The following is a 24,545-nucleotide window of genomic DNA, read 5'->3' on the forward strand; positions in this document are numbered from 1 at the left end:
ATGAATGCCATGACGCCGCTGCGATCCGCCTCCCGTCTGAGCCACTCCCTGACCCTGCGCCTGGCGCTGGTGTTTGCCCTGCTGGCATTTGTCTCGCTGGCGCTGCTCGGTGTCGCTCTGTACCGCGACCTGGAACGCGAGCTGATCCATCGCGACGACATTGCCCTGATCACCCGCATCGACCAGTTGCGTACCTTCCTCAACGACAGCAACACCCTGGATCTGATCAAGGCCAAACCGGCGCTGTTCCAGAACATGATGGGCAACCGCGAGGCCCTGTTGACCATCGGCACCCCGGGGCAACCGCCGTTGCTGGTGGTCAACCCGGGCAACCTGAAAATGCCGGTACTGACCCCGGTGGCGATGGATCATCGACTGACCCTGGACGACGTGCAGCATTTGCCCAACGTCAACGGCGTGCCGTTTTCCGCCCTGGCCGCGACCATCGACTCCGGGGACCTGGGCAGCCTGCAAGTGGTGACCGGGCGCCTGATGACCGAACGCACCGCCGTGCTCGCCGATTACCGGCTCAACGTCTACCTGTTCGCCACCGTGGCCGCGATTCTGCTGGCATTGTCCGGTTATGTGCTGGTGCATCGCGGCCTGTTGCCGGTGCGGCGCCTGGCCCGCCACACCCAGAGCATCGACGTCGGCAACCTCAACGAGCGCCTCGACAGCCAGGGCGCACCGCTGGAGCTGCTGCCGATGATCGACGCCTTCAACGCCATGCTCGACCGCATGGACAAAGGCTTTGTGCAACTGGGGCAGGTATCGACCGACATGGCCCACGAACTGCGCACGCCGATCAACAACCTGCTCGGCGAAACCCAGGTGGCCTTGCAGCAGAACCGCAGCACCGACGCCTATCAGCAGTTGCTGGCCTCCAATGTCGAAGAGCTTGAACGCCTGGCGCGCATGCTCGACAACATGCTGTTCCTGGCCCGCACCGATCCGCGCAGCGCCTTGCGCCAGCGTCAGGAACTGGATGCCGCCGACGAAATGCAACGCATGGCCGACTATTTCGAAGGCCCGGCGACCGATGTAGGCATCAGCATCAATGCCCAAGGCAGCGGCCTGATCTGGGCCGAGCCCATGTTGCTGCGCCGTGCCCTGGCCAACCTGTGCGCCAACGCCATCAAGTACGGCGCGCCGCATTCCGAGCTGTGCATTCACGCCAACCCGACCGCCGACGGCATCCAGGTGCAAGTGCGCAACCACGGCCAGACCATCCCGGCGCAGCATCTGCCACGGCTGTTCGAACGCTTCTACCGGGTCGATGAATCCCGCGAGCGCTCGGCCCAGTCCAATGGCCTGGGCCTGTCGATCGTGGCGACGATCATGCAACTGCACAACGGCGCCTGCCATGTCAGCAGTGCCGACGGCGTCACCTGCTTCGAACTGTTTTTCCCGGCGCGGCAACAGCATGAGTAGCGCCCGGGCGAAAACCGGCCGGACACTTTCGACAAAACATCGCTCAAGGCTGCGAGTCATGGCCTAACCTCTTTGGCTAAGTGACTAACAAACCGTCGAGTTCGCCGATGTGCAATGTATGGAAGTCAATGATTTACGTCGCCTTCGCACTGCTGGTGGCGACCCCGGGATGGCTGTCGGCGGCGACCATGGCCGACACCCTTGCTCCCGCCCCCACCGCCCCGGTCATCAGCATCTCCGACAGCGAATTGCTGGGGTTGCAAAGCCAGCTGAACAGCCTCAAGCAGCAGGTTTCCCAGGCCAGCACCTACACCCAGCTGGAAAGCTCGCAGGACCTGGTGCTGGCACTGATCCAGAATATTGAACGCCTCTCCACATCGCTGCTGCCTGGACAGGCGCAGTTGCAGGCGCAACTCACCGTGCTGGGGCCGGTGCCGCTCGACGAGAGCGCACAGGTGACGTCTGCCATTACCACCCAACGTGACACCCTCGGCGAGCAAAAAGACAGGATCGACAACCAGCTCAAAACCCTGGCTGCGCTGAAAGTCAGTGCCGCCGAGCTGATCACCCAGATTGCCAGTATTCGCCGCAGCCTGCTGGAGGCGGAGGTGACCCAGCAGACCAACAGCATCCTGAACCCGCGGTTCTGGTCGCCATTGTTCGATCTTCCGCTCGATGACCGCCAACGTTTCAGCGCCCTCGTCCAGCAACTCAATGTCACGCACCAGGCGGCCTGGCAACCCGGTCAACGCGCAATCACGGCCTCCCTGCTGGTGCTGGCCCTGGTCATCTGGAGCCTGGGGCGAAAACTCGCCGGTCGGGGTCTGGCGTGGCTGTGCATTCATCGAATGCCCGAAGGCCGGTTACGGCGCAGCTCCCTGGCATTGGCCTCGGTACTGGCGACGGTGCTGAGCGCCGGCATCGCCCTGCAATTGCTGCACTTTGCCGCGACCCGGCAACTGCCCTACACCCCGTTGCTGGCCGACCTGGCGCAGTACCTGGAAAAGCTGGCCTATACCTGCGTGATGATCACCGGGTTGAGCCGCGCGTTGCTGTCGACCAAACATCCTTCATGGCGCCTGCCCGATATCGCCGATCCGGTGGCGCTGGCGATGGAACCCTACCCCAGGCGGCTGGCCAGCCTGCTGCTGGTGCTGGTCACACTGGTGCAGATGAGCAACGTCACCGGCATGAGCGCCGAAGTGGTGTTGTTCGGCCGGGGAATCGTGGCGTTGGTCGTGGCACTGGTGATCGGCGCGCTGCTGTTGCGCGTCAGCAAGACCCGACGGGCGCTGATCGTTGCCGGAGAGACTCCCGAAGGCGTCACCACGTCCGCCGGCCTGATTTATGTGTTTGCCGGCATTGCCGTGGTGGTATCCCTGTTCGCCCTGGTGATCGGCTACGTGACGATGGCCCGGTTCATCACCTATGAAATGGTGTGGATTTTCATCGTCTTCGCCGCGTTCTACCTGCTCACGCAGGTGTACCAGGACACCTGCGAATCGCTTTTTTCACCCCGGCAACCTACCGGCAAGGCGATCAAACAGCTGCTGGGCATCGGCAATCCACGCCTGGAGCAGATATGCACGGTGTTTTCCGGGGCGGGCCGCGCCATCCTGATGCTGGTCGGCGTCATTGCGTTGTTTGTCGGCGGCGTCGGTACGACGTTCGGGCAATTGGTCACCAGCACCGCGGCCATTCTCGGTGGCGAAGGGCTGCGCAAGCTGAACATCGTCCCGGACAACTTGATGCGCGCCTTCCTGACACTGCTGATCGGTGTCTACCTGATTCGCACGCTACGCCGCTGGCTGGACGCCGAGTTCCTGCCGAAAACCGAGATGGACCCGGGCATGTGCGCCTCGCTGAGCACGCTGTTCGCCAACATCGGATACGCGTTGGTCGTGCTGCTCACGCTGTCGTCGCTGGGGATCAAGTGGACCAACCTGGCCTGGATCGTCAGCGCCCTGTCAGTGGGCATCGGCTTCGGCCTGCAGGAGATCGTGAAGAATTTCATCTCCGGCCTGATCCTGCTGACCGAGCGCCCGGTGAAGGTCGGCGACCTGATCAGCATCAGTGGCGTCGAAGGCGACATACGACGGATCAACGTGCGGGCCACGGAAATACAACTCGCCGACCGCTCGATCATGATCGTGCCCAACTCCCACCTGATTTCGCAGAACCTGCGCAACGTCACCCTCGGCGGCAGCGCCCAGGGCGTGGTGATACTCGAACTGATGTTCCCGCTGGATATCGATCCGGAACTGGTGCAAAACCTGCTGATGGACAGCTACACCGAGCACGAATCCATCCTGGATAAACCGGCACCGTTCTTGCGCTTCAGCCAGCTGAAACCGGAAGGCATCACCTTGACCATCACCGGCTACGTCGGCAGCCCGCGCACGGTCGGGGCGATCAGGAGCGAGTTGCTGTTTGAAATTCTCAAGCGCCTGGGTGCTGCCGGTATTGAACTGGCGAAACCGCCGGTTGCGTGACGCAATCAAAGTGCTAACGATGTGAGCGCAGCATTAAGCGGACAACTGGCGCTTGAGATGGACGTCGCTATCCAGTTGTATCGCCTGCAAAAAAGCAGGGTCGTGAGAGACCACGATCAATGCCCCTTGATATTGATTGAGCATCTGCTCCAGCGCGATTCTACTGGGCAGATCCAAATGGTTATCCGGTTCGTCCAGCAACAGCAATTGCGGTGGACGCTGTGCATACAACTGCGCAGCGAGCGCTATTTTCAGGCGTTCGCCGCCACTCAACTGGCAGGTCTTGAGCACCGCACGGTCTGCATCAATTCCCATCTGGGCCAGGCGGGTCCGCGCCTCGGCCTCAGGCAACTCAGGATTGCTCTCGTGGAGCCATTGCACCGCCGTGCGTTCGGGGTGCTGCAACCCGGCGTGTTGATCCAGCCAGCCGACATGGCAACTGCGCATGAGTTCGCCTTCGCGCACCGGCAGTTGGCCGGCGATCACTCGCAACAGCGTCGACTTGCCGCTGCCGTTGGCCCCCAGGATCGCCATGCGCATAGGCCCGGTCAGCGTCAGATTGATCGGTGCTGCGTAACCGTACGGGAGAATGACGTCGTTGAGTTGCACAACCAGCTTGCCATTGGGCACTACGCTTTCCGGAGACAGCATCATGCGTTGAATGTCGGGCGCACACCGCGCCCTGGCCTCGGTGATTCGTTGTTGCTGCTGTTCCCGGGCCAACTGCTGGTTCAAGCGCAACTTGCCCTGGCTGTTTTCGCTGCGTTCTTTCTGGGCGTTGGTGATGAGCTTGGTCTGGTTACCATCGCGAGCCTGACGGTCGCCACGGGCATTGCGTCGCTGCTGACGCTCCATCTGTATGGCCATCTCGCGTTGCTCGCGTTTGGCCTGCGCCCGCTCACCTTGCAATGCCGACTGGAACGCCTGCTGCTCCTGCTCGCGCGCCGCCGCATACTGACTGTAGTTGCCGCCATAAGCCGCCAGCCCCAATGGCGACAGCTCGACGATTTCGTCCATGTGCTCCAAAAGCCCTCGGTCGTGACTGATCAACACCAGGCCGCTCGGCCAGCGATCGATCTGCTGCGCGAGCTTGTGTTGCTGATCCCTATCGAGGTGGTTGCTGGGTTCATCGAGAATGAGCCAGTCGGCTCTGGAGAGCCATGCCCCCAGTAGTGCCACCCGCTGTCGCTCGCCACCACTGATTGCGTCGGTACGGGAGTCGGCGTTCAAATGACCCAGCCCGATCTGCGCAAGCTGCGCCTCAAGACGAGTGGCACAGTCCCATTGGTCGACCGCCAGCGAATGGTCGTCATCGTCGACGCTGCCTTGGGCAATGCGATCCAGCGCCGCCAGAATAGGGGCGACCCCGGCCAGCGCGGCAACGCTGGGATAACGCTCCGGTTCCAGTAACTGCGCCACGGCGTAAACCCGTCCTTCGCGACGGACGATGCCGCTGGTGGGCTGTTGCTCCCCCGTCAGGAGCCGGCCAAGCAAGGACTTGCCACAGCCATTGGCGCCGACGATTCCCGTGGCCCTGGGACTGAAGGTGTGGTTCAAGTGATCGAGCAACACGCGCCCGTCGGGCAGGTTGAAGGACACTTGATCAAGTTGGAATAACCGTTGAGTCATGACGCCCATACAACCAACAAACCGCATTGATCGCAACAACAGCCATGATTTTCAGAAAGTTCCGTCAGACTCATGCTGAAAATTCGTTGCCACCCTTCTAAATAGATATCGATGGCATGAGCCGACTTTAGATGTGTTGCCTGCGCCGCACTGGCACTGGCACTGGCACTGGCACTGGCAGCAAAAGTCCCTGTAGCAACTGGCGCAAGCTGCGCCAGTTGCTGGATGTTACTCAATGCGCGATACACACCGACTTGAGCTCGGTGTAGGCCTCGATCACCGCGCGACCGAACTCGCGGCCCATGCCCGATTGCTTGACGCCACCGAACGGCATTGCCGGGTCGAGCAGTACGTGGGCGTTGACCCATACGGTACCGGCTTCGATGCGTGGCACCAGGTTCATGGCTTTGCCCAGGTCGTTGGTCCACAGGCTGGCGGCCAGGCCGTAGCGGTTGTCGTTGGCCAGTTCGATCACGGCGTCTTCGTCGTCGAACGGCATCACGCCCAGCACCGGGCCGAACACTTCTTCGCGGGCCACGGCCATGCTGTGGTCGATGTCCGCCAGGATGGTCGGCTGCACGAAGAAGCCGTCGCCCTCCAGCAACTCACCGCCAGCGACCACCCGCGCACCTTCCTGGCGGGCCAGTTCGATATGCCTGAGCACGCTTTGTTGTTGCTTGCGCGACACCAGCGGGTTGATCGCCGCGTCACCGTTCATGCCCGCGCCAATCGGCATCGCCGAGACCACGGCGGCCAGGGCCTCGACGAATTTGTCGTGGATCGAGCGGTGCACATAGAAGCGCGATGCCGCGGCGCAGACCTGGCCGTTGTTCAGCAGGCCACCGAGGATCGCGCCCTGCACGGCTTTTTCGATGTCGGCATCGGCGAGCACGATCATCGGGTTCTTGCCGCCCAGTTCCAGGGAGAAGCGCGTCATGTTTTCCATGCACGCCACGCCGACGCTCTTGCCCACGGCGGTGGAACCGGTGAACGACACCTTGCTCACCAGTGGATGCGAGGTCAGCACACCGCCGACCGAGGCACCGCCACCGGTGACCACGTTGAATACGCCGGCCGGGATGCCCGCTTCCAGCGCCAGTTCGGCCAGGCGCATGGCGGTCAACGGAGTTTCCATCGCTGGCTTGATGATCACCGTGCAACCGGTGGCCAGGGCCGGCATCAGCTTCCAGGCGGCGATCAGCAGCGGGAAGTTCCACGGCACGATGCCGACCACCACGCCCACCGGCTCACGTTTGGTGAACGCGGTGAATTTCGCGCCCGGTGGCAGCGGGATCGACACGTCGAAGGTCTGCCCTTCGATCTTGGTCGCCCAGCCGGACATGTAGCGCATGAATTCCACGGTGGCGCTCAGGTCAAGCGCACGGGCCATATTGATCGACTTGCCCTGGCTCAGGGTTTCCAGCTGGGCCAGTTCTTCGGCGTGTTCTTCGACCAGGCGGGTGAAGTTCAGCAGGATGCGCTCACGGTCGGCCGGGCGCAGGCTCGACCACACGCCGGATTTGAACGCCTTGTGCGACGACTGTACGGCGCGCTCGACGATCTCCAGCGGCGCATCCAGGGTTTCGCACAGGGTTTGCCCGGTGGCCGGGTTGACCACGGCGATGCTGTCGCCCGCGGCAAACACCCACTGGCCGTCAATGAAGCAGCCGTGACGACGTTCGAGGAATGCAGCAACCTGCGGCAGGATTTCAACGTTGCTCATAATTCACCTTTCATTCAGTTGCAGGAGCCGACTCAAGGCCGTCTTCGCTGGCAAGCCAGCTCCCACAGGGGTTGGTGGTTGTCAGGCGGAAATTCGACTGATCACTTTTGATCTTTGAGAAAGCACGCGACCGCCTGGCGGTCGTCGGCGGAAGCCAGGCCCATGTACGGCATGTAAGTGCCCGGCACGAAGGCCTGGGGCTGAGTGATCAATTGCGTGATGTTCTCGGCTTGCCAGCTGACGTCTTTGTCGCGCATGGCCTGGGAGTAGCTGAAGCCCGGCAGCGAGCCGGACTTGCGCCCGTACACGCCGAACAGGTTCGGCCCCATCATCCCGGTCGTACCCTGGGTCACCGCGTGGCAGACGCTGCACTCAGTGGCAAACACTTCGGCACCACGCTGGGTATCCGTGGCGCACTCGGCGGCAGACACCGCCTGAACCAGGGTGAAGGACAGCAAGCCGATGAGGGGCAAACGCAACGAAGTGAACATAAGAAAACGCCCTTGAAAATCCACGCGCTCGCCAGCAGGCGAACACAACACCAAAAAATGCCGAGGCCAGGTGCTTCGGCAGCTTGCTGGGGATTGTCGGCGGTCGTCGGCACGCAGGTTTTGCCCTGCGTGCCAGTTATGTTGGCCGGGCTGCCAAACCGGACAATCTGGCATGCACAACCAACTAATTGGCAAACAGGGAAAAGGGCAAACGAAAGCCGCGACTTAGTATCCGGGCAGACCGCAAACCTGCGCTCAAGAACAAGAACGGATGCCACACCATGCTCAAGTCCCCCTTGCTTCGTCTCTCGACGCTCGCGCTGATGATCAGCGCCGGCCAGGCCAATGCCTATGAGCTGTACGCCGATGATGACAGCCATCTGAACGCCACCCTCGAAGCCGCGTTCGGCATTTTCCACAGCCAGGAAAACTACGCCCTGTCCGGCCGTCTCGACGAAGGTTCCTCGTCGTGGCGCGAGGGCTACATCAAATACGGTTTGAGTTTCGACAAGGGCCTGGGCGGTGCGGGCACGGCTTACGGCGCGGGCAACCTGCTCAGCTCCGGCACCTGGGGCGACGGCGATGCCGCCGGTTTCAGCGATGGTACGGAACGCACCACCAAGTTCGAAGACGCCTACCTCGGCTGGCGCTCGGCCGATCTGTTTGGCGCGTTGGGCAAGGACGGTGTGGACCTGTCCTTCGGCCGCCAGAACATCGTGGTCGGCGATGGCTTCCTGATCGACGGCGACGCCCTGAATATGGGCAAGGGCCTGGCCGACGGCGAGTTCAACCGTGGCGGCGCCTACTACCTGGCCGCTCGCAAAGCCTTCGACGAAACCGCCGTATTGCGCCTGGGCGGCAAGGAAGGCTGGCGCAGCGACCTGATGTGGCTCAAGTCCGACAACCGCGCCCAGGCCAAGACCGAAATGTACGTCGGCACCCTGGAACACGTGGCCGAGGCCGGCACGGTGGGCCTGACCTACATCAAGACCACCGACATCGACGAGCAGTACGCCTCGCCGATCCAGCTCGAACGCGACGGCATGAAGACCTATAGCGTGCGCGCGGCGGGCAATGCCGGAGTGAAAGACCTGTTCCTGTCCGGCGAATACGCCAAGCAGGACAAACCCCACGCCGCCACCGAAGACGCCTGGTACCTGGAAGCCGGCTGGACCTTCTCCGACGCGATCTGGACCCCGAACGTCAGCTACCGCTACAGCCGTTTCTCGGAAGGCTACGACACCTTGTTCTACGGCATGAGCCGGGGTTATGGCACCTGGTTCCAGGGTGAAGTGGCGGGCAACTACGCCGGGCCGTTCAACAGCAACTCGCGGATTCAGAACGTCGGGCTGAAAGTCTCCCCGCTGGAAAACCTTAACCTGGGCGCGCTGTACTTCAACTTCGACACCATCGACCGCAGCCTGGGCAATACCGACGGCCACGAAGTCGACCTGTATGCCGAATGGCACGTCAACGACCACCTGACCGTGATGCCGCTGGTGGGCATCTTCCAGCCGGACAAGAGCGCCGAAAACGGCGGCACGCAACTGGGCAACAACGACCGGAACGTCTACGCCCAACTGCTGTTCGTCACCGGTTTCTAACCTCGGTCGTGGGCAATGGCGGCGTCATTGCCCACGTGGAAAAAGGTATTTCCAATGCACAAGAAACTCCTGACGATCCAGAGCAAGATCGCCCTCCTCGCCGGGCTCTGCCTGCTGCTGGTCGTCGGCCTGCTGATGGGCTTGTCGCTCTATCAGACTCACAAGAGCAGCCAGCAGGTTGCACAAGCCAGTGGTGACATGCTCGCCAATGCGGCCAGGGAACACATGCAGGCCCTGGGCAAAGTGCAGGCCATGCAAGTGCAACGCACCTTCATGCAGACCCACGAGTACGGTCAGGGGTTATCGCGCTACCTGTTGTACCTGCGACAACTGCAACAACAGGGCAGCCTGACCCGCCAGCAACTGCGCCGGGAGCTGAGTACCCAGCTTCACCAGGCCTTGATCGACAAGCCCGACCTGCTCGGGCTTTATGTCATTTTCGAACCCGGTGGACTCGACGGCGACGACGCCGCTTTCGCCCATCAGGCGGACATTGGCAGCAACGAAACCGGGCGCTTCGCCCTGTATTGGGTGCAGAGCAAACCCGGCGAGCTGCAAGCGGTGATCGGCGACGAAGGCCTGCTCGCCAACACCGAGCCGGGGCCGAGCGGTGCGCCCTACAACGCCTTCTATACCTGCGCCCGCGACACCCGTCAGGCCTGTGTGCTCGAGCCCTATTTCGACGAGGCGTCCGGCAGCCGCAAACTGGTGACCAGCGTGGCCTTCCCGCTGCTGGAAAACGGCAAGGTGATCGCCGTGGTCGGGCTCGACATCAACCTCGCCGCCCTGCAACAGAACAGCCAGGCCAGCGCCCGTGAGTTGTTCGAAGGCAACGGTCAGATCAGCATCGTCAGCCCGCGCGGGGTGATCTCCGCCAACAGCCAGGACGTCAGCCGCCTCGGCCAGCCGATGGACAGCGCCGAGGTGATGGACGCCTTGCACCGGGGCAAACCCAAGGTGTTTGTCGACGCCCGGCAGATCGAGGTGCTTGAGCCGCTGTCACCGATTGCCGGCGCCGCACCGTGGGGCGTGCTGGTCGGCGTGCCGCAAAACGTCCTGCTGGCGCCGGTGACCACCTTGCAAAAAGAACTCGATGCCCAAGGCGTGCAAAGCACCGCGCTGGAGTTGCTCCTCGGTGGCGGCTCGGCCCTGCTCGGCCTGCTGTTGATCGGGTACACGGCGCGGCGCATTACCCGGCCGCTGCAAGTGCTGACCCGCGTGATGGAGGATATCTCCCTCGGCGAAGGCGACCTGACCCGGCGCCTGCAGGTGCAATCGCGGGATGAAATCGGTCAACTGGCGACCGCCTTCAACCGCTTTGTCGAACGCATCCACCAGTCGATGCGCGAGGTGTCCTCGGCGGCCCTAGGCGTCAATGAGGGTGCCCGGCGCGTGCTGAATGCATCGAACGCTTCGCTGAGCAATTTCGACGATCAATCCACCCGCACCAGCAGCGTGGCGGCGGCGATCAACCAATTGGGCGCAGCCGCCCAGGAGATCGCCCACAACGCCAGCGATGCCTCGCACCAGGCGTCCGGTGCCCGACAACAGGCCGAAGACGGACGCCAGGTGGTGCAGCGCACGATCGAGGTGATGCACGAACTGTCGGGCAAGATCAGTGCCTCGTGCGCCAACATCGAAGTGCTCAACGACAAGACCGTGAACATCGGGCAGATCCTCGAAGTGATCAAGGGTATTTCCCAGCAGACCAACCTGCTGGCGCTCAACGCGGCCATCGAAGCGGCGCGGGCCGGTGAAGCGGGTCGTGGCTTTGCGGTAGTGGCGGACGAAGTGCGCAGCCTGGCCGGACGCACCCAGGCCTCGGCGCTGGAGATCCAGCAGATGATCGAAGAGCTTCAAGTGGGCGCGCGCGAATCGGTCACCACCATGACCGAGAGCCAGCGCCACAGCGAAGAAAGCGTCACCATCGCCAACCTCGCCGGCTCCCGCCTGGGCAGCGTGACCCAGCGCATCGGCGAGATCGACAACGTCAACCAGTCCGTCGCCGCCGCCACGGAAGAACAGACGGCGGTGGTCGAAGCCCTTAATGTCGACATCACCCGGATCAACACCTTGAACCAGCAAGGGGTGGAGAACCTGCAAGCGACGTTGCGCGCCTGTACCGAGCTGGAGCAACAGGCCGGGCGGTTGAATCAGCTGGTGGGGAGTTTTCGGATCTGAGATCGGAGTTGCCTGATACACCGTCTTCGCGAGCAGGCTCGCTCCCACATTTGAATCTCTGCCATACACAAATCTTGTGTTAACCAGAGATCCCTGTGGGAGCGGGCTTGCCCGCGATGAGGCCAGCACAGCCAACATCACCGTCGCCTGACACCCCGCATTCGCGAGCAAGCCCGCTCCCACATCTGGATTTTCTGCCATACACAAATCTTGTGTTCACCAAAGATCCCTGTGGGAGCGGGCTTGCCCGCGAAGAGGCCAGCACAGCCAACATCCCCGTCGCCTGACACCCCGCCTTCGCGAGCAAGCCCGCTCCCACATTTGAATCTCTGCCATGCACAGATCTTGTGTTTACCAGAGATCCCTGTGGGAGCGGGCTTGCCCGCGAAGAGGCCAGCACAGCCAACATCCCCGTCGCCTGACACCCCGCCTTCGCGAGCAAGCCCGCTCCCACATTTGAATCTCTGCCATGCACAAATCCTGTGTTTACCAGAGATCCCTGTGGGAGCGGGCTTGCCCGCGAAGAGGCCAGCACAGCCAACATCCCCGTCGCCTGACACCCCGCATTCGCGAGCAAGCCCGCTCCCACATTTGGATCTCTGCCATACACAAATCTTGTGTTAACCAAAGATCCCTGTGGGAGCGGGCTTGCCCGCGAAGAGGCCAGCACAGCCAACATCCCCGTCGCCTGACACCCCGACTTCGCGAGCAAGCCCGCTCCCACATTTGAATCTCTGCCATGCACAGATCTTGTGTTTACCAGAGATCCCTGTGGGAGCGGGCTTGCCCGCGAAGAGGCCAGCACATCCAACATCATCGTCGCCTGACACCCCGACTTCGCGAGCAAGCTCGCTCCCACATTTGGATTTTCTGCCACACACAATTTCCAGGTGCACCACAGATCCCCTGTGGGAGCGCGCCTGCTCGCGATGAGGCCAGCACATCCAACATCACCGTCACCTGACACCCCGCCTTCGCGAGCAGGCCCACATCTGGCACCCACAACCAACGACATGGCACACACGCACACCTGCCGCGCCACACCCCCGGCGTAGTATCGAAGCCGACCTCTGGGGCACAACCCGCTCCAACGTGCCCTGCAATGCAACGCTGAACCCCTCCACATCTCACTAAAACAATAAATCGGCCTTCGGGTCGCGGGAGATTTCTGTGCTCAAGAAAAGTGCGCTGGGCTGGCCAAAGATTGCCGGCCTCGGAATTGCGTTGGTGGTGGCCGGGCAGTTTTCCGGCTGGAACTTCGGGCTGGCGGCCGGCGGCTGGCTGAACATGCTGATCGCCACGTTGTTGATGGCGCTGCTCTGCGGCGGCCTGGCCTTGTGCGTGGCGGAACTGTCCACGGCGTTGCCGAGTGCCGGTGGTGTGTTCGTGTATGCGCAAAGTGCGTTCGGGCCGTTCGTGGGGTATCTGGTCGGCGTTGCCTGTGCCTTGGCGCTGACCATCGGCACCGGTGCGGCAGCGACGTTCATTTGCGCCTACACCGAATCGATTTTCGGCCTCGGTGGCTGGCCGGTGAAGATCGCCCTGTTCGCGGTGATCATCGGCATCCACATGCGCGGTGTCGGTGAGGCCATGGGCTTGACCTTCATCGCCGGCATCATTGCCGTGGTCGCCCTGCTCACCTTTGGCGTGGCCATGGCGCCCCATGTCGAACTGGCCAACTTGCTGAAATTGCCCGCCAACGTCGTCACCCCGGTCAGCCTCGGCGGCATCTTCGCCTGCGTACCCTTCGCGATCTGGTTGTTCATCACGGTCGAGCAAACCGGTTCGGCTGCCGAAGAAGCACACAACCCCGGCCGCACCATGCCACGGGGCATTCTGGCGGCGATCGGCACCTTGCTGGTGACGGCGCTGGTGGTGCTGGTCTGCGCACCCGGTGCCGGTGGCGTTGAGTTGGTCGGTTCGGCAGGTGATCCGCTGTACGCCGCGATGTCCGGCAACAGCGCCTTCGGCGACGGCTCCTGGCTGGCCAAGGTGATTGGCTGCGGCGCGGTGTTCGGCCTGATCGCTACCTTCTTTTCGCTGGTGTTCGCCGCGTCCCGGCAGTTGTTCGCCATGGCTCGCGACGGCCTGTTCCCGCAATGGCTGGGCAAGACCGGCAAACGCGGTACGCCCTGGCCGGCGCTGTTGCTGATCGGCGCCATCGGCCTGCCGCTGTCCGAAGTGGACCCGGCCACGGTGATGCTCGCGGTCGTGCTGCTGCTCAACGTTGGCTACCTGTTCATCTTCGCCGCGTACCTGTGCATCAAGACCCGCCAGCCTGACCTGCCACGGCCCTTCACCTTGCCCGGCGGCAAACTGGTTGCCTGGCTGGGCCTGGCCCTGACGCTGGTGGTGATCGCCGCCTGCTTCCAGCTCGACCTGCTGATGCTGATCGCCCTCGCCGTGACCTTCAGCCTGTGCATTTTCAACTACCTGCTGCGCAACCGTCGCACCACCGTCATTGAGGTTCCAGACCATGCCTGAAGACACTCTGCTGCAACGCCGCCATCGCGTACTGGGCAGCGCCTCACCGCTGTTCTACGACAAGCCCTTGCACCTGGTGCGTGGCGAAGGTGTCTGGCTGTTCGACGTCGACGGTCGTCGCTACCTCGACGTCTACAACAACGTGCCCTGCGTCGGTCACTGCAACCCTCACGTGACCGAGGCCATGCACCGCCAGGCCACCACGCTGAACATCCATACCCGCTACCTCGACGAGCAAGTGGTGCGCTACGCCGAACGCCTGACCGCGACCTTCGGTGAGTCGCTGGACACCGCGATGTTCACCTGCACCGGCAGCGAGGCCAATGAGCTGGCGCTGCGTCTGGCACGCTTTGCCAGTGGCGGCACCGGCATCATCGTCAGTGACTACAACTACCACGGCAACTCGGCGTCGCTGGCGCAAGTCACCACCGCCCTGCCCTCGCCGGAACCTTTCGCCGCCCATGCCCGCGCCGTGCCGATTCCGTGCCTGTACCGGGCACCGGTCGGCACCACCGAGGCGCAACTGGCCGAGCAATACGCGGCCAACATCGCCGCCGCGATTGCCTCGATGCAGGCCCAGGGCATTCGCCCGGCCGCGTTGCTGATCGACACCCTGTTCGCCAACGAAGGCCTGCCACGGGTGCCGGCCAGCTTCGTCAACAAGGCCGCCGTGCTGATTCGCGCCGCGGGCGGACTGTTCATCGCCGACGAAGTGCAGTCCGGCTTCGGCCGTACCGGTGATCATCTGTGGGGGCATCAGGCCCACGGTGTGGTGCCGGACATCGTCACCCTCGGCAAACCCATGGGTAACGGCTATCCACTGGCCGGCTTGATCACCCACAAGGCTTTGGTCGAATCCTTCGGGCGCCACGCGATGTACTTCAACACCTTCGGTGGCTCGCCCGTGGCGGCGGCGGTCGGCATGGCGGTGCTGGACGTGATCGAGCAACAGCAACTGCTGAAAAACGCGCAAGACGTTGGCGCTTACGTGCAACAACGCCTGCAAGCGCTGGCCGCCAGGCACTCGATCATCGGCGACGTGCGCGGCAAGGGCCTTTTTTTCGCCATGGAACTGGTGCGCGACCACGCCAGCAAGGAGCCGGCCGGCCTGGAGGCGCGCAAGGTGGTCAACGACATGCGCGAGAACGGCGTGCTGATCAGCAAGATCGGCGCCGGCGACAACATTCTCAAACTGCGACCGCCGCTGGTGTTCGGCCGCGATCACGCCGACCTGTTTGTCGACACCCTGGACCACGCCCTGAGCGCGATTTGAGGCCCTGCCATGACTGAATTCCACACCCTGCCACACGATCAGCAAGTGGCCCGTCTGCACGAACTGGCGCGCCATGCCCTGCAACAGTGGGACGGCGAGTTCGCCGACATTGAACTGGTGAAGTTTCGCGAGAACGCGGTGTTCTCCGCCCACCGCCACGATGGCCAGCGGGTCGCCTTGCGCATCCACCGCAATGGCTATCACGGCGAAGCCGCGCTGCGTTCCGAGCTGCAATGGATGGAGGCACTGGCCGGCGCCGGCATCACCGTGCCGCAAATCATCCGTGCGCAGAATCAAAGCCACCTGGTCGAAGTCACCCATCAAGCCATCGGCGAGCCGCGCCACATCGACATGCTCGCCTGGCTGCCGGGCGCCACCGCCGGCACCTCGGAGAACGGGGTGCAGGCCGATACCGAAATCGATTTTCTGTTCCGTGAGGCCGGCGCGATTGCCGCGCGCATTCACCTGCATTCGGCGCACTGGCAGCAGCCGGACGAGTTTGTCCGGCATGCCTGGGATGAAGAAGGCCTGATCGGCGCCAACCCGTTCTGGGGGCGTTTCTGGGAGCTGGAGCAACTCAGCGAAGAGCAGCGGGAGCTGCTGCAACAGGCCCGGCGCACGGCGCGCAAGGACTTGCGTCAGTACGGTCGACACCTGGGCAACTTCGGCATGATCCACGCCGACCTGGTGCCCGAGAACCTGCTGATCGAAGGCCCGCGCTTGCGCCTGATCGACTTCGACGATGCCGGGTTTGGCTGGCACATGTTCGAGTTGGCCACGGCGCTGTACTTCTGCCTGGATGACCCGCGCTTTGATCAGATCAAGGCCGCGCTGCTCGACGGCTACCACGCGGTCAAGCCGCTGACCGAGGCGGATCGCAAGACCCTGGCGCTGTTCCTGATGCTGCGTGGCACCACGTACCTGGGCTGGATTCACACCCGCCAGGGCACGCCGACAGCGATTGAAATGGCGCCGATGTTGATTGAGCGGGCTTGTTTGTTGGCTCGGGAATATTTGCAGGTCTGATCCACCGCTATCGCGGGCAAGCCCGCTCCCACAGTGGATTTTTGGCGTACTCACTTCTTGTGTTCACGGAAGATCCCTGTGGGAGCGGGCTTGCCCGCGAAGAGGCCATCACTTCCAACATCAATGTTGACTGACACACCGCTTTCGCGAGCAAGTCGGATCGCCGCACCGCCGCTCCCACAGTGTTCGTGGTTAGGCGGGCCGATCGACCTGATCCAACGCCCGATTCACCGCCAACTCCCCCAGCATGATCACTTGCGCGATGCCCAGCAGGGTGTTGCGGTGCGTGCCTTCCAGGAAACCCGCCAGGTCATTGGCCATGACACTCGCCGAGGCCAGCGATTCGCAGGCGTGGGCCAGCAGGGTTTCGGTGTCGATGTCGGGTTTGATGGTGAACAGTGTGGAGGGTTTGTGCGGGGTGGCCATGATGTGCAGGGCCGGGTTTGGGCAGGAATCGTTGTCTGGTGGATCAGGTGTAACCTTGAGCATGACTTTCATTTCCGTTGTGATGCTGCCACGTCGTCGCTGCTAAACGAGGGGTGGCGGCTGTACGCAGGTTAGCAGACCGGGGAAATGAAGAAAGCCGGCGCGCCCGAGGGCGCCCTGCGCACAGCTGCCATCAAATGCAGGTATGGAATACCTGCCTGACGGGCACTCGTACGATCTTCAAATACCACGGGCTGCTAAACCCGATCACTGGAAATCAGTGACGCGGACCAAGTTACCGATGGCCTCCAGGGCGCACAAGCCGGCGGATTCTGGCGTAGCTGTAGGCAATGCCGCAAGGTGTTGTAGCTTGCAGGAAGTTACTCCTACAGCCGTTAAACAAGCTCTTCGAACTGGCACCGCCATCGCGAGCAAGCTCGCTCCCACAGTGGATTTCAGTGAACTCTGAACTTGTGTTCGACGACGATCCACTGTGGGAGCGGGCTTGCCCGCGAAGAGGCCATCACTTCCAACATCAATGTTGACTGACACACCGCTTTCGCGAGCAAGTCGGATCGCCGCACCGCCGCTCCCACAGGGTCAGCGGCGTTAGGCAGATTCCGGTGAATCCAGCCTGTCCAAAGCCCGATTCACCGCCAACTCCCCCAGCATGATCACTTGCGCGATGCCCAGCAGGGTGTTGCGGTGCGTGCCTTCCAGGAAACCCGCCAGGTCATTGGCCATGACACTCGCCGAGGCCAGCGATTCGCAGGCGTGGGCCAGCAGGGTTTCGGTGTCGATTTGCGGGTTGATGGTGAACATCGAAGAGGGTTTGTGCGGGGTGGCCATGATGTGCAGGGCCGGATTGGGACAGGCGTCGTCTTGCGGTGGATCAGGGGTAACCTTCAACATCGTTCGGTCTCCAGAACTGGAGCCATCACCGATTCGCTGCTAAACGAAGGGTGGCGGCTGTACGCAGGTTAGCAGACCGGGGAGACACGAAACCGGCGCGCCCGAGGGCGCCCTGCGCACAGCTGCCATCAAGTGCAGGGATGGGGAATACCTGACTGTGTGGACCGCCAATGCGCCTCGTGTCACCACGGGCTGCTAAACCCGATCACTGCAAATCAGTGACGCGGGCCAAGTTACCGATGGCCTCCAAGACGCACAAGCCGGCGGATTCTGGCGTAGCTGTAGGCAATGCCGCAAGGTGTTGTAGCTTGCAGGAAGTTACTCCTACAGCCGTTAAACAAGCATTCCAAACTGGCACCGCCATCGCGAGCAAGCTCGCTCCCACAGGGACTTTCAGCGAACGCAACATCTGTGTTCGACTCAAATCCACTGTGGGAGCGAGCTTGCTCGCGATTGAACGATAACGCGGTCTATCAGCAATGCGCGCCGGCATGTTCCAGGCGATGGAACAAGCGGTTGAAATACACCAGGCTGTCGCGTGGTTCGCGCACGCCGACCTTCGTCAGCTCCACGAACATCACCGAGTGCGAGCCCACTTCCTTGCACTCGCTGATGCGCCCTTCCAACTGCACCAGGGCATCGCGAAGCACCGGCACGTCGGCCGCGCCGTCGTCCCACAGGTCCCAGGCGAAACGTTCGGCCATCGGCACCTGGGTCATGCCGGCGAAGTGTCGGGCCAGTTCTTCCTGCTCGCCGCACAGCACGTTGACGCACAAGTGGCCGTTGGTGCGGAACACGTCGTGGGTGGCGCTGTTGCGGTTGACGCACACCAGCACGGTGGGCGGCGAGTCGGTCACCGAGCACACCGCGCTGGCGGTGATGCCGCAGCGCCCGCCGGGGCCGTTGGTGGTGATGATGTTCACCGCCGCAGGCAGCTGCGCCATGGCGTTGCGAAAGTCGATTTGCTGCTGGCTCAGGTCGGCCATGTCGATGCCCCTTCCTTCAGGAGGACCGCCATCTTGCGGCCCGTAGGTGATGGAACAAGACTAAGGCTGCGGGCGCGACACAACCATTCTGACGATCCCCATGGCGAGGTTGGGTTTCCGCTAGTCGACTAGGTGGTTTCTTTATCGCAAGGGCCGGCCACAGTGGGTATTCTGATGACTGGCTCCAGAAAGACGAGCCGATGCGTGCCGCGCGTTCGCGTGCGAAAACAATAATTAGAAAACTTTCGTGGCAGCCCCGATGGAAACCCGCAAACCGATTGTTTATATCGTTGACGACGACAAGGACCTGCGCACTTCCCTGGCCTGGTTGCTGGAGTCGGTCAGCGTGCAGGCGCAGTGCTTTGCCGGCGCCGAAGAATTCCTCAGCCAGTACGACCCCAAACAGCCCGCCTGCCTGGTGCTCGACGTGCGCATGCCGGAGACCAGCGGTTTCCAGCTGCAGGAAATCCTCAACCAGCGCGGCAGCACCCTGCCGACCATCTTCGTCTCGGCCCATGGCGATATTCCGATGTCGGTCACGGCGATGAAGAACGGCGCGCTGGACTTCGTCGAGAAGCCCTACAACCCGCAACAGATGATCGACCGCATCCAGGCCGCGCTGAAGACCGCCGTGCACGCCCAGGCCGATCAGCAGCAGCGTCAGAACCTGCAGGGCAAACTGGCGTTGCTGACCAGCCGTGAGCGGGAAGTGTTGATGCTGGTGATCGATGGCAAGGCCAGCAAGGTGATCGCGCGGGAGCTGAACATCAGCGTGAAGACCGTTGACGTGCACCGCACCAAGATCAAGGAAAAGATGGGCGTGACCAGCATCGCCATGCTGGTGCGCGAGGTGCTGCATTTGCCGGTGGATGAGCCGGTGCGGCACTGATCATTTTGTATTCGCCGTCGGGCCTCATCGCGAGCAAGCTCGCTCCCACAGGTTGATCCCGGCCGTACACAGATCTTGTGTTCACCGCAGATCTACTGTGGGAGCGGGCTTGCTCGCGATGAGGCCGACACATCCGAAATTGAAGGCGACTGACATGGCCTCTTCGCGGGCAAGCCCGCTCCCACAGGTTGCGTGTCGTGCCCGGATCATGTGGTCAGCACAAAACCCTGTGGGAGCGGGCTTGCCCGCGATGAGGCCAGCAAACACACCATCAATGGTGGGTGTCAGATCTGGCTATACCGCTTGCGATATGCTCCTGGAGACACACCAAAGCGCGATTTGAAGGCCGACGAGAAGTAGCTCGAATCCGAGAAGCCCCAGGCATAACACAGCGCCGACAGCTTCTGCTCGACATCGGCGCGGCGCAGGTTTTCGGCGCAGAAGTCCAGGCGACGGTGCTTGATGTACTGCGCCACCACCAACCCGCGCTTGGAGAACATCCGGTACAGGCCGCGCACGGAAATCCCGACTTCACGGGCGATCAACTCGGGGCACAGCTCCTCGTCGCTGAGGTGTGCATCAATGAACGCGATGATCTTGCGGAACTGTCGCTCATGGGGATCGGCCGCGCTGTCCCGGGCGCTGATACCCGGCAACAACAAACTGGCGAGGGCATCGAGCACGGCCTCGCTTTCCTGCATGTCCAGCCCTTCCTGCTGGCGAGTCTCCAGCACCAGCCTGTTGGCCATCGCCGCCAGGGGGTTGCTGGCCGCGATGCGCGTGGCGCAGTTGACGGCATTGAAGTGCGAACCACGCTCGACCACCTGGCGTGGAAGAATCAGCGACAGCTGTCGGCAGTCGTCGTGGTAGGTCATGTCGCTCGGACGACTGGCGTCGATCAGCGCGATGTCGCCACAACCCAGTTGCGCGCGGTTGTCGCCCTGCTCCAGCTGTGAACTGCCACGCATCTGGAACACGGCGTAGTAGTGGCCGTCGCTGCTGGTGCTGACGTCCTTGCTGGTGCGATACAAATGCACGTGCGCCATGTCGACCACACTGAGGTTGATCGCACCGCTGCGAAATTCCGCCAGTTCGCCGTAGAAATCAGTGTCCAGTGCCCGCGCGTCGAAACGCCCACAGGCCTGGTTCACCTGGCTCAACCAACTTTCGAACGCCTCGTTGCGCACCGTCGATGCTGTAATCATGTCCGCAAAGCCTCACGTTTTTGTTGTTATTTTTCGACCGCTTCATCGAGCGGTTCGTCAAAACCGTTGTTTCTGTAGCCATCACCTCCCTCGACGGCCGCCGGGCGCCCATTCAACAGGCTCCGGCGCATGCTTTCCAGCCTTCCCGAGCCTTAAATGTCCAATACCAGACGAGCGGAAAGCGCCCGTGACACACAGGCGCAGATCTGCTTGTTGGACGCCTTTTCCTTGTTCGACAGGCAGTTGTCGCGGTGCTCCGGTACGCCGTCCAGCACTTCGACGATGCAGGTACCGCAAATACCTTCGCGGCATTCGGTGTCGATGTCGCAACCGTGGGCCTGCAGCACATCGACCAGACTGGCGTCGGCCGGCACGTGCAGCACCACGCCGGAACTGGCCAGCTCCACTTCGAAACCGCCGGCCGGGGCGCTGTTGGCCGCCGGGTCCGCCGCGAAGTGTTCGAGGTGAATGGCCTCATCCGGACGACTGCGCGAAGCCACTGCCACCACTGTGTTCATGAAGGGTGCCGGGCCGCAGGTGTAGACGTGGGCGGCGCTGCCGGCGCGCTCCAGGCATGCGCTCAATGCGCCGTCCAGGTCCGCGGGCTCCACACCATAGTGAAACTCCACGTGATCGGCAAAACGGGTGGCCAGCAGCTCGGTAAACGCGGCGTACTGCGCCGAACGGGCGAAATAATGCAGGCGATACGGCTGGCCGCTTTCCGCCAGCTTGTAGGCCATGCTCAGCAGCGGCGTGACACCGATACCGGCGGCGAACAGCAGGTGTTCGCCGGCGCTTTCATCGAGTCGAAACAGGTTGCGCGGCGGCCCCATTTCCAGCTCCATGCCCTCCTCGACCTGCTCGTGCAACGCCAGCGAACCGCCGCGCGACTGCGCTTCTTTCTTCACCGCCACCAGGTAGGCACGGCGATCCTGCGGCGGGCTGCACAGCGAATACTGGCGGGTCACCCCGGTCGGCCCGGTCAGGTCGACGTGGGCACCCGGTTCATAGGTGTCGAGCGGCTGGCCGTCACTGCGCACGAGGCGAAAGGAGCGGATATCCAGCGCTTCGTCGACGATCCTTTCGATCTTCACCTTCATCATTGCATCACCTGAATATTTATTTTTTCGTTTAACACAACACCTGTAGGAGCTGCCGCAGGCTGCGATCTTTTGATCTTGATCCTGAAAAACAAAATCAAAAGATCGCAGCCTTCGGCAGCTCCTACAGGGGGGTCCGTTTAGCGCATGAACAAGCCGCCGTTGATGTCCCAGCACGCGCCCGTTACGGAGGCGGCGTTGTCGGCGATCAGCAGCAACACGCTGTCGGCGATGTACGACGGGTCGCCGAGAGTGCCGGCCGGGATCATTTTCAGGATCTGCTCCAGACGCTCCGGCGCCACGGTTTCGCGCACCACCGGCAAGTCCAGCGGACCCGGCGAGATACTGTTGACCGTCACCCCTTGCGGCGCCAGTTCACGGGCGAAAACCTTGGTCAGGGTCGCCACGCCGCCCTTGGCCGCCGCGTAGTGCGCGCCGGTGGCGGTGCCGCCGTTCTGCCCGGCCAGGGACGCGATGTTGACGATGCGCCCGAAGCCACGCTCGGCAAAGTGCGCGCCGAACACCTGGCAGGCCACGAAGGTGCCGCGCAGGTTGATCGCCATCGACTCATCGAACTCTTCCGGCGTGATGTCCATCAGCGCGGCGACTTTCGACACGCCGGCGTTGTTCACCAGAATGTCGGTGCCGCCCCACTGCCCGACGAGCAGGTCGCGGGCACGCTGGAAGTCGGCCTTGCTGCGCACATCCAGTTCGATGGCCATGGCGCTGGCGCCGCTGCCATCGAGTTGCAACGCCAGTTGCTGCACGCCGTCGAGGCGCACATCCGCCAGGGCCACGCGATAACCTGCCGCGTGCAGACGGCGGGCGATGCACTCGCCCAGCCCGCGCGAAGCACCCGTTACGAGGGCTACTCGACTCATGTGGGTGTCCTCACAAAAGGAAGCCGAGCGCGCTCAGGCTGTCGGTGGAGTTGATCAGGCGCACCACCTTGCGTTCCAGGGTCGGCACGCCGTCGGTGAAGCGGATGCGGTGGTTCAGCTCGGCCACGAATGGCGTGTGCACGCCGCGCTTGTAGGCGTACAGCAACTGCGCGGAATTCACTTCGACGATGTCACCGGCCGCTTCCACCAGACGGAAACGCGAGACGGTGCGAATGGTTTTCGCCGCGTCCACCGCCGACGGCGAGAAGCCGGCGCTCAGGCGTTCGATGCGCAGGGCACGCATGCGCGCATCGTCGTAGGCGTAGTTGAGGGTCGCTTCGAAATCTTCGGTGTCCGGGTCGATCGGCACGATGTACTTGCCGCTGTCACTCCACAGGGTCGCCCATTCGGCGTAGTTCTTGTGATCGAGCAGTTCGGCTTCGCGCCAGATGAATTCGATGGCCTGGGCCAGGGGACCTGCAAAACCGTTCAGGGTGTCGTGATTGCTCATTGGCTCATCATCCTTTTCCACATGTCGTAGGCACCGCGCATGCCGCCTTCGTCGGTGGCGTGGCTGACCTTGTCGCCGTTTGCAGCGGTGATTTCGCGGTTCAGGCCGCGGTTGACCAGGATCGGCGCGTCGACGCCGGCATACGAGCCGCGCTGCACGCGGTCCCAGGCTTCGGCATCGTCAGGGCTGCCGAAACCGAACGGACCCTGGAAGTGTTCGTGGATGCGCATGCGTTCGCGGTTGGCGATTTCCGGGCCACCGTCCATGCCGAGGGCCACGTGACGGATCTCGGTTTCGGTGACCGATACCGGGCGCAGCACGCGGAAGAACGACATCGACATCGCCACGTTGGGGAACAGGTTCAGGTTGAAACCGGCGCCGTGCAGCGAGCGCACGATGCGACGCACCTGATCGGCCGGCAGGGTTTTCGACAGCTCTTCGGTGACGTGGGCGAAGCGTTCCTGCAACTGTTCGGTGCCGTCGTCGTGATCCAGGTCGACGTGCTCCGGCACCATCACCATCACGCTGTGGCCGTTGCCCAGGGAGTGGGTCACGGCTTGTTCGTCGGTCATGAACGAGAGCATCTCCGAGGTTTCTTCATCCACCGACGACATGAACGACTTGTGCACGATCGGGAAGTGATAACCGTCGGTGGTGTTTTCCAGCTGGATCTTCCAGTTGCCCTTGAAGCTGAACTTGTGTTCACCCTGGGTTTTGATCGGGTAGCCGGCGCCCTGCTTCATGAACAGGTCCATCCAGTGTTTGGCGCCGCCGAGGAAGTCTTCCAGCGGTTCGATCTCGTCGTTGTAGCTGGCGAAGACCATGCCGGCGTAGCTTTCGACGCGCAGGCTGGTCAGCGGCAGTTCGGACTTTTCCAGGATGCCTTCGTAACCGTCCGGATACGGCAACGCCCGCAGCTTGCCGTCCAGGCCATAGGACCAGCTGTGGTACGGGCAGGTGAAACCGGTGGCGTTGCCCTTGTGCTTCTCGCACACGGTGGCGCCACGGTGCCGGCAACGGTTTTCCAGTACGTTGATGTTATTTTTCTTGTCGCGCACGACGATCACCGGGCGACGGCCGATGGTGGCGGTCTTGAAGTCGCCGCTGTTGCGCACTTCGCTTTCGTGGGCCACCCACACCCAGGTGCGGTAGAAAATCTTTTCCAGCTCGGCTTCGAACAGCGCCGGGTCGTTGTACAGCGAGACGTCGACGCGGTCGTGACTGACCAGGTCTTCGGGGCTTTTCGACGTTGCGATCAGCCGGTATTCATGAGTGCTCATGCGGTTCTCCTCATGGCTTCT

18 protein-coding genes and 2 pseudogenes are annotated in these 24,545 nt (G+C 62.6%); 9 read left to right on the forward strand and 11 right to left on the reverse strand.

Going from position 1 to position 24,545, the window contains the following annotated elements:
- On the forward strand, positions 1-1,431 hold the full coding sequence (locus KW841_RS23315; RefSeq protein WP_218479953.1) for a heavy metal sensor histidine kinase: 1,431 nt from the start codon (positions 1-3) through the stop codon (positions 1,429-1,431).
- Positions 1,432-1,538: 107 nt separating this feature from the next.
- Positions 1,539-3,923 (forward strand): DUF3772 domain-containing protein, encoded by a 2,385-nt coding sequence (locus tag KW841_RS23320; protein WP_218479954.1) that lies wholly within the window; start codon positions 1,539-1,541, stop codon positions 3,921-3,923.
- A 33-nt stretch (positions 3,924-3,956) separates the two neighbouring features.
- Here the strand turns inward: KW841_RS23320 and KW841_RS23325 are convergent, their stop codons facing one another.
- The 3 genes from KW841_RS23325 to KW841_RS23335 all read right to left on the reverse strand — a co-directional run bounded on the left by KW841_RS23325 (position 3,957) and on the right by KW841_RS23335 (position 7,766).
- Positions 3,957-5,552 carry an ABC-F family ATP-binding cassette domain-containing protein gene (locus tag KW841_RS23325; RefSeq protein WP_218479955.1) on the reverse strand — a complete coding sequence of 532 codons (1,596 nt, stop codon included), beginning with the start codon at positions 5,550-5,552 and terminating at the stop codon, positions 3,957-3,959.
- Positions 5,553-5,784: 232 nt separating this feature from the next.
- Positions 5,785-7,275, reverse strand: a complete 1,491-nt coding sequence (locus tag KW841_RS23330; protein WP_218479956.1) for an aldehyde dehydrogenase family protein — start codon at positions 7,273-7,275, stop codon at positions 5,785-5,787.
- A gap of 101 nt (positions 7,276-7,376) precedes the next feature.
- Positions 7,377-7,766: a cytochrome c family protein gene (locus tag KW841_RS23335; protein ID WP_218479957.1), complete on the reverse strand. Its 390-nt coding sequence runs from the start codon at positions 7,764-7,766 to the stop codon at positions 7,377-7,379.
- Positions 7,767-8,047: 281 nt separating this feature from the next.
- On the opposite strand from KW841_RS23335, the gene KW841_RS23340 reads away from it, so the two are divergent.
- From KW841_RS23340 to KW841_RS23360, 6 genes and pseudogenes are all read left to right on the forward strand, one after another.
- Positions 8,048-9,370 carry a hypothetical protein gene (locus KW841_RS23340; RefSeq protein WP_007972137.1) on the forward strand — a complete coding sequence of 441 codons (1,323 nt, stop codon included), beginning with the start codon at positions 8,048-8,050 and terminating at the stop codon, positions 9,368-9,370.
- Between the two features lie 273 nt (positions 9,371-9,643).
- Positions 9,644-10,153, forward strand: a pseudogene (locus KW841_RS30150) (cache domain-containing protein); the annotation flags it as partial.
- A gap of 372 nt (positions 10,154-10,525) precedes the next feature.
- Positions 10,526-11,551 (forward strand): annotated as a pseudogene (locus KW841_RS30155) (methyl-accepting chemotaxis protein); the annotation flags it as partial.
- Between the two features lie 1,170 nt (positions 11,552-12,721).
- A complete protein-coding gene (locus tag KW841_RS23350) occupies positions 12,722-14,035 on the forward strand; it encodes an amino acid permease (RefSeq protein WP_218479959.1) in 1,314 nt (437 codons plus the stop codon).
- Complete coding sequence (locus KW841_RS23355) at positions 14,028-15,308, forward strand: aspartate aminotransferase family protein (RefSeq protein WP_116583138.1); 1,281 nt, start codon at positions 14,028-14,030, stop codon at positions 15,306-15,308. The genes KW841_RS23350 and KW841_RS23355 overlap by 8 nt, the downstream gene beginning before the upstream one ends.
- A gap of 9 nt (positions 15,309-15,317) precedes the next feature.
- The gene (locus tag KW841_RS23360) at positions 15,318-16,334 is read left to right on the forward strand and encodes a phosphotransferase enzyme family protein (protein ID WP_218479960.1); all 1,017 of its coding nucleotides are present in this window, start codon (positions 15,318-15,320) and stop codon (positions 16,332-16,334) included.
- 192 nt (positions 16,335-16,526) lie between these two features.
- On the opposite strand, the gene KW841_RS23365 is transcribed toward KW841_RS23360, so the two are convergent.
- The 3 genes from KW841_RS23365 to hpaC all read right to left on the reverse strand — a co-directional run bounded on the left by KW841_RS23365 (position 16,527) and on the right by hpaC (position 18,658).
- Positions 16,527-16,823: a DUF6124 family protein gene (locus KW841_RS23365; protein ID WP_218479961.1), complete on the reverse strand. Its 297-nt coding sequence runs from the start codon at positions 16,821-16,823 to the stop codon at positions 16,527-16,529.
- 546 nt (positions 16,824-17,369) lie between these two features.
- Positions 17,370-17,672, reverse strand: a complete 303-nt coding sequence (locus KW841_RS23370; RefSeq protein ID WP_218479962.1) for a DUF6124 family protein — start codon at positions 17,670-17,672, stop codon at positions 17,370-17,372.
- A 473-nt stretch (positions 17,673-18,145) separates the two neighbouring features.
- Positions 18,146-18,658 carry a 4-hydroxyphenylacetate 3-monooxygenase, reductase component gene (gene hpaC / locus KW841_RS23375; RefSeq protein ID WP_008002569.1) on the reverse strand — a complete coding sequence of 171 codons (513 nt, stop codon included), beginning with the start codon at positions 18,656-18,658 and terminating at the stop codon, positions 18,146-18,148.
- Between the two features lie 259 nt (positions 18,659-18,917).
- Between hpaC and KW841_RS23380 the strand changes: the two genes are divergently transcribed.
- Positions 18,918-19,547, forward strand: a complete 630-nt coding sequence (locus KW841_RS23380) for a response regulator transcription factor (RefSeq protein ID WP_126045361.1) — start codon at positions 18,918-18,920, stop codon at positions 19,545-19,547.
- Positions 19,548-19,831: 284 nt separating this feature from the next.
- On the opposite strand, the gene feaR is transcribed toward KW841_RS23380, so the two are convergent.
- The 5 genes from feaR to KW841_RS23405 form a co-directional block, all read right to left on the reverse strand.
- On the reverse strand, positions 19,832-20,752 hold the full coding sequence (feaR, locus tag KW841_RS23385) for a transcriptional regulator FeaR (RefSeq protein ID WP_218479963.1): 921 nt from the start codon (positions 20,750-20,752) through the stop codon (positions 19,832-19,834).
- Positions 20,753-20,904: 152 nt separating this feature from the next.
- A complete protein-coding gene (locus KW841_RS23390) occupies positions 20,905-21,855 on the reverse strand; it encodes a PDR/VanB family oxidoreductase (RefSeq protein WP_218479964.1) in 951 nt (316 codons plus the stop codon).
- 137 nt (positions 21,856-21,992) lie between these two features.
- Positions 21,993-22,733: an SDR family NAD(P)-dependent oxidoreductase gene (locus KW841_RS23395; protein WP_218479965.1), complete on the reverse strand. Its 741-nt coding sequence runs from the start codon at positions 22,731-22,733 to the stop codon at positions 21,993-21,995.
- A gap of 10 nt (positions 22,734-22,743) precedes the next feature.
- Positions 22,744-23,244: an aromatic-ring-hydroxylating dioxygenase subunit beta gene (locus tag KW841_RS23400; protein WP_218479966.1), complete on the reverse strand. Its 501-nt coding sequence runs from the start codon at positions 23,242-23,244 to the stop codon at positions 22,744-22,746.
- Positions 23,241-24,524: a Rieske 2Fe-2S domain-containing protein gene (locus KW841_RS23405; protein ID WP_218479967.1), complete on the reverse strand. Its 1,284-nt coding sequence runs from the start codon at positions 24,522-24,524 to the stop codon at positions 23,241-23,243. Before KW841_RS23405 ends, KW841_RS23400 begins: the two co-directional genes overlap by 4 nt.
- Positions 24,525-24,545: the final 21 nt, after the last annotated feature.

The sequence above is a fragment of the Pseudomonas sp. PDM28 genome, from assembly GCF_019219115.1.
Taxonomy (GTDB): domain Bacteria; phylum Pseudomonadota; class Gammaproteobacteria; order Pseudomonadales; family Pseudomonadaceae; genus Aquipseudomonas; species Aquipseudomonas laurylsulfatiphila.